This is a genomic window from Nesterenkonia sandarakina (genome assembly GCF_003003175.1).
In the GTDB taxonomy this organism is placed as follows: Bacteria; Actinomycetota; Actinomycetes; order Actinomycetales; family Micrococcaceae; genus Nesterenkonia; species Nesterenkonia sandarakina_A.
The window spans coordinates 1-6,027 of sequence record NZ_PVTY01000043.1 but is presented as its reverse complement, the minus strand read 5'-3'; the positions used below and the strand labels follow the sequence as shown (position 1 = coordinate 6,027).

The 6,027-nt window shown below is 64.0% G+C and carries 6 protein-coding genes and 1 pseudogene; 4 read left to right on the top strand and 3 right to left on the bottom strand.

Features of this window, described 5'->3' with window-relative positions:
- From BCL67_RS15570 to BCL67_RS14965, 3 genes and pseudogenes are all read right to left on the bottom strand, one after another.
- Positions 1–695: pseudogene (locus BCL67_RS15570) on the bottom strand (hypothetical protein); the annotation flags it as partial.
- Positions 695–2,221, bottom strand: coding sequence for a hypothetical protein (locus tag BCL67_RS14970; protein WP_146131219.1), 1,527 nt, complete (start codon positions 2,219–2,221; stop codon positions 695–697). The gene BCL67_RS14970 and the pseudogene BCL67_RS15570, both read right to left, overlap by 1 nt.
- Positions 2,221–2,490 (bottom strand): helix-turn-helix domain-containing protein, encoded by a 270-nt coding sequence (locus BCL67_RS14965; RefSeq protein WP_106124195.1) that lies wholly within the window; start codon positions 2,488–2,490, stop codon positions 2,221–2,223. The genes BCL67_RS14970 and BCL67_RS14965 overlap by 1 nt, the downstream gene beginning before the upstream one ends.
- Positions 2,491–2,676: 186 nt before the next feature.
- Here BCL67_RS14965 and BCL67_RS14960 point away from each other — a divergent pair, with 186 nt between their 5' ends.
- The 4 genes from BCL67_RS14960 to BCL67_RS14945 form a co-directional block, all read left to right on the top strand.
- Positions 2,677–3,291, top strand: a complete 615-nt coding sequence (locus BCL67_RS14960; RefSeq protein WP_146131218.1) for a DUF6668 family protein — start codon at positions 2,677–2,679, stop codon at positions 3,289–3,291.
- Between the two features lie 2 nt (positions 3,292–3,293).
- Entirely contained in the window at positions 3,294–3,584 is a 291-nt protein-coding gene (locus BCL67_RS14955) for a hypothetical protein (protein ID WP_258175122.1), read from the top strand.
- Positions 3,585–3,683: 99 nt separating this feature from the next.
- Positions 3,684–4,358: a hypothetical protein gene (locus BCL67_RS14950; RefSeq protein ID WP_146131217.1), complete on the top strand. Its 675-nt coding sequence runs from the start codon at positions 3,684–3,686 to the stop codon at positions 4,356–4,358.
- 206 nt (positions 4,359–4,564) lie between these two features.
- On the top strand, positions 4,565–6,027 hold a 1,463-nt coding region (locus BCL67_RS14945; protein WP_181256052.1), incomplete at its 3' end, for a hypothetical protein.

The window sequence follows — 6,027 nt, the reverse complement described above, 5'->3', positions numbered from 1 at the left end:
CCGCCCTTGCCGTTGACAATGGCGATAGTGCGGGGCCCGGGCCAGTGCTGAGAGACCGCCTGACGGTCGATCCGCTGGGCCTTCTCGGCCTCGCTCGGCGCGACACGGATACCCATGCTCGCCAGGAATCCGCGCCACCCCTCGGTGGCCGGCTGCTCGCGCTGTTCTTGATTGAGGAAGCTCTGCCGCTGCTCGCGGACCTGCCGCCGGCTCGATACCAGCGCGGTGGCGGAATCCGCGGTGAGCGGATTGGGCCGTGACGGGGCCGGCTGAGCCGGTGCCTTCACGGGCTGCTCGGCAGGGCTCACAGCGGTAGGCGCGGCCGGTGGGGGACTGACTGCCCCCGGCTTCGCGGGGCTCGCGGCCGTAGGCGCGGCCGGCGTAGCTTCGGCCGACGCTGGCGCAGCGGCCGGCTGCTCGGGCTGGGCCTGAGCGGGTGCCGGCGCGCTGCTGGGAGCCTGATCGGCAGGAACGGGAGTCACCGTGCCGCGTGGCTCGATGAGCAACGTCGTCGGGGGAGTCTCATCGGTCACCGCGTAGAGCTGTTCACCTGACGCGCGAGCTCGGCTAATGAGCGCATCAATGGCCTGTTCTTGGGCCTGATGGTAAGTGCCGGCGACGATAGTTTCGGGGTCGATTCCCTCCCCGTGCAGGGTCGCGGTCCCGTCATCGGTGATGCTGATCTGAATAGTCATCAATCGTCCTGTTCATCCTGGGTGGTCTCTTCGGTGTCTGTCTCGTCCGGGAATTCCTCCTCGGCGGGCTCTGCGGCCGCGCGGTAGAGAATGGTCTGATCAAGTCGGGGTGCCACCACGTAGGCCGCATCGTCAGCGACGATGAGCGGGGCGGTGTCCTCGTCGGTGAAGGTCGCGTAGGGCTGCGCGCCGTCGTCTGGCCGGCCCAGATCCACCAGGGCCGGACCGTCCGTGGTGTTGCCATAGAGGGTGTTACCAAAGATCACGGGATCTTGAATCGCGGGGATCTCATTGAGGCTTGGATCATCGTCATAGCGGACCGCCAGTGTCCCGATCACGGCGCGCTGCGAGTCGCCGTTATAGGTGATCTCGGCAGACTCGTTCGGCAGCTGCTCGACCGGCTCTTCGATGATCGTTTCCCCGGTCTCCTGGTCGATGACTGCGATCACGGGGGAGTCCTCAGAGCCTGGCGCAGACCAAGCCAGCACGAGCGCATCGGTGCCGATGGTCCAGAACGCCTCTGCGGGGCCTTCGACGTTCTCCGGCGCGGTGAAGTCGGTAGAAGTGGCCTCACCGTCTATGCCGGTGCGGTAGATGGTTTCAGGGCCAAGTGAGACGGCTTCGCCGTCCACGGCCGACACGGGATCGGACCCGGCAGGGATCGTGACCTCGGTCAGCGTGCCCTCGTCGTCGGGAACCAACACAATGAAGTCACCGAGAGACACCAACGGGGTATCTCCGTCCCAAAGGATCTCGGCCTCATTGGCCACGGGGACTTGTTCAGGCTCCACGGCATCGCCGGGAGTCACATCTTCCAGGGGCCAGAGGTTGAGGTTTCCCCGGCTGTAGGAGGCAAGGACCGGTTGACCAGTCCAGGTGCTCTCGTGGATCTCAGAGAGATCCTGCGGAGCACCTGAACCGGCCCACTCGGGTTCAGCAGTCTCGGGATCTCGCGCCGAGAGGATTCCATCGCTGTTAGCGGTGAGAATCCGTCCATCTTCGAGGCCGGTGGCTGCGGTGTCGCTGTTGATATCTACTGACCAGTCAGAGGGGCCGGTGAACCCCTCGGGCAGTCCTACGGGGATCTGCTCGCCGGCACCGGGGATCTCCCAAGGTGGCGCGGCGTTCTGATCTTGGTCTGTATCGGTGCTCAGGTACACAGCGAGAGCGGTTCCCCCTCCAAGTGCACCCAGGGTGAGAAGCGCACCGCCAAGAACGGTGGCGGGGCGTATGAGCGGTTTCTTTTGCTGCGATTCAGGGGTGGGCGTGGTGTCGATGGTTTGCCCGTCAACACTGACGATCATGGTCCACTCTTCATCTGCTGCGGAACGAACGATCACTCGCACTGCATCGAGGCCGTGGGCCTCTGCTTTGCGAGCTGCGGCATTCGTTGCCGCCTCCGCGATAGTCACTCCTTGTGCTCGCTCAATGGGAACACCATCAAGCTCGGCGGTCTCGTTCTCAGCGTCGTAGACGATGACGTAGAGCGGGAACGCCGGCACATGTTCGGGAGTGATCTGACCCATCAGGCTGAATCCTTCTCCTTGTCTTCGTCCTTGGTCTCAGCGTCGGGATCTTTCATCTCGTCTGCGTTGAGCAGGAATTCCCGCAGTTCCTTCTTCGGAATCCGGTTGACGCGCAGACCCGCGCGGATCGAAGGGATGTGCCCTGAGCGCATCCACTTATTGATCGTCACGATGCCTACTCGTAGGAGATCTCCGACCTCTTGGGGGGTCGCCAGATCGGGGAATCCCTCTAGAAGATCGTCGATGAGTCTTGGATCATTCACTCTCATGCTCCATATCGTAGCTTGTTGGCCTTGGTGAAGTAAACGAAGAATATTTGCTTCGTATGGTTTGAAGTGCCTTCCCTTAGGTGTACGTTGGTTATACGGCCCAGTAAGCTATCCGTACGCGCTTGATTCTACGGACTACGTCTTGTGCTAACAGGGCCTACTAGCGAAGAAACAGGAGAACCGGCAGTGCAGCGAAGCAACCCATTGACACAAGCTCCACCGGAAGAGCCCGTAGAAGTCGGAGAAATCCGTGACGACGTGCTCGGTGAACAGGTGATTGTCTCCGGTCCCCAGACTCCTTTGCCCTCGGTGTCCGCGCCGGCCGGTGCGGCACCGTGGCCACGGCTACAGGTGGAAGACCACCGGCTCATCACCGTGGCAGGACTGCACGGGGGAGCGGGGGCCTCGACGGTCGCGGCGATGCTCGGTGAACACGCTTTCGACGCTGGGGTGGGCTGGCCCACCGCTGCCGGCTGGGTCCGGCCGCTTCCGACGCTGCGCGTCGTGGTGGTCGCCCGGACTCACTGGCGGGGCCTGGAAGCCGCTGAGGCTTTCACTCAACAGTGGCTCGCCGGGGAACTCACCGACTCACGGCTGCTTGGCCTGATCTTGGTCGATGACGCTCCGCGTCTCATGGAATCTCAGCGCCGGACGGTGAAACGGGTTCTCGGCAAGATTCCCGCAGGGGCGCATATCCCGTGGGTGGAGAACTGGCGGATTCACCGTCCAGATTTCACCAATCCACCGAAGCGGCTGCAAAAGATTATTCGCACGTTCCACACCAAAGCAGAAGAGGACTAAACATGATGATGCTCGAACTTCTTTCCGCACTCTCTGGACTGACCCCCGCCGGGATCGTCCCCGACGTGAGCCCGGAAGCACCTCCGGGGGTCGATGGGTTCAACACCCTTCTGAACTGGATCTCCTGGGGCGTGATCATGCTCGGCCTGGCCGGCTTCCTGGCCTCGGCCGGCTACCTAGCGTTCGCTTCCTTCACGGGGCGTGAGATCCAGGGCTTCAAGGGCCTGGTGATCTCGATCATCGTCTGCATCCTCGCGGTGGCAGCAGCCGCGATCATCCGAGTCTTTATCTAGGAACTCTGAGAACAGCAGCGGAGAACGGGGACGAACATGGCACGGACAGATAAGCAGGGCGGCGGGAAGTCCTGGATCTTCTGGGGCGCGGGTCTATTGGTGGTCATCCTCGTGGTGATCGTGGGTCTGCTCACGATCCCCACGGGATCGAATGAGGCCGAAGAGCCCGATGAGGGCCTGAACGCCGAAGGTCCAGATCCCTCGGCGCAGCCGGTAGAACCAGAAGAGCCATCCGAGACGGACGGGGAGACTCCTGAACGGTGTGAGGATATGGACGCCGACGATTCGTTCCCCACGGAGGCCCCTGAATTTACGTGGGAAGACTTTGAGGGTTCAGGCGGTTTCGCCGTTCCGGTCTCAGAAGAGCACGGGCCGGCCGTTCAGGAGGACGGCTTCTGGCGCTGCTTCTCCCAGACCCCATCCGGGGCAGCCTTCGCCGCACAGATCCTCTTCCTGGATTTCGTGGTCAGCCGAGAGTACGAGGCCGCTATCGATAGCCCTGGCGCACGCGAGATATTGGCACAAGGTGAGGGTGATGACCCAGAAGAATACTACGACGGCGTTCTAGTGCGGGGCTTCCGGATCGTGGACTCCTCCGACGAGGAAGCAACGGTGCAGGTCTGGCAGAGCGTCCCGGAAATGTCGGCCGATGGAGCATACGAATTGACTCTGCTCTGGGATGAAGAGGCCAACGACTGGCGACTCGATCTGGCGTCTGGTGATGCTCCTTTCACCATGCTGGACAACACGGCCGACTTCACTGAGTGGAGGTAAGTCCGATGACCCTGATGACTCTCGTAGCTGCCGATGAAGAGGGATCAGCGTGCTCACCCGGACACACTGCGTGCACTGTTATTGAGGGGGCTTTTGGTGCCGGAAATGCGATCGTCGGAGGGGCGGCGACCGCCGCTTTAGAAGCTGTCGCGCAGGGCCTTGCGAACGGCGCGGTGGCTTTCCTGGAAATGATCTCTACCTGGTGGATGAACGCACCAGGACCGGATCTGAATAACCCTGCGGTGGCCTCGATCCAGGCCGATACGGCGTACTTCATCGCGGCCTTCGCCATTCTGGGATTCTTGCTCGGGCTGGGCCGGATGCTGTTCACGATGGACTTCAAGAAGATCATCACCGCCTTTGCTCCGATAGTGACCCTCATTGTGGTCACCGGTGTCTACGCCGTCGCTATCGGCGCGCTGCTCACCGCCGGAGACAGCACCGCCGCATGGCTGCTGGACCGCGCCACCGATGGTGATGCGAACCTAGAGATCCTTGCCGCGCCGGTCGGTGAGATGGGGCAGAACATCGGGGTGTTCCTGATCGTGTCCCTGCTGACGTTCTTCGGCGCGATCATGAATTTCCTGCTGATGATCTTCCGCGACGTGATTATCCTCGTCCTGCTCGCCTTCCTCCCTGTGGTCGCTGCCTCTACCGGCTCGGTCTCTGGGAAACAGGCGTTCCAGAAGATCAACGGCTGGCTTATCGCGCTGCTGCTGTTCAAGCCGGTTGCGGCAGGGATCTACGCGCTCGGGTTGCGCATGTTGACCCAGGATTCAGAGATCGAGGGGCTGGGCGGTGAGCTGCAGAATTACGCAGCGGCGATGACCGGCATGCTCATTCTGGCCCTGGCCGGCCTGGCCCTGCCCGCGCTGATCAAGTTCGTGGCTCCTGCGGCCGCGATGGGCGCTGCCGCCTTTGGCGGTGGCGCTGCTCTCGCGGGTGCCGCCACTGTCGCGGGCGGCGCTGCTGTGGTGGCTGCAACGGGTGGAGCTGCTGCCCCTGCCGTGGCAGGTGGCGGCGCTGCTGCTGCCGGTGGCGGCGCAGCGGCTGGCGGTGGTGCCGGCGCTGCTGGCGCGGCCGGGGGCGGCGCGGCATCTGCCGGCGCAGCCGGTGGTGGTGCTTCCGGTGCCGGCGGTGGCGCGGCCGGCGGGGGTACTGGCGCGGCTGGTGGCGGCTCTGGACAGGCTGCCGGCGGTGCCGGCGAGAGTGGAGCCGGTGCGGCTGGTGCGGGTGACTCTGCCTCTGGTGGTGGCCCTGCTGGGGCGTCTCCGGTCTCTGGTGAGGACTCCGGTTCCGCTGAGGGTGGTGAACCCGGGGTCGGTGGCGCAGCCGGCGGCGCGGATTCTGCTGGCGAGAGTGGTTCCTCTGCCGGCGGCGCTGCTGGGGGTGCTTCTTCGGGAGGATCGACCGGCGGCAGCGAGGCCGGATCGAGTCCTGCCGGCGCATCACCGGCTGGCGGTAGTTCTGGTCCTGGCGGCGGTTCTGAGTCCGGCGGCGGCTCGGGTGGTTCCGGCGTGAACGCCGGGACTCCCGGCGGCGCTGATTCCTCCGGTGCTGGCGCTAGTGGCTCCGGTGGTGGTGCTGCGGCTTCGGGCGCTGCTCCGGCTGGCGGGTCCGAATCGGGCGGAAAGTCCGGGGCCTCAGGTGCTGGGAAAACGCAGCAACT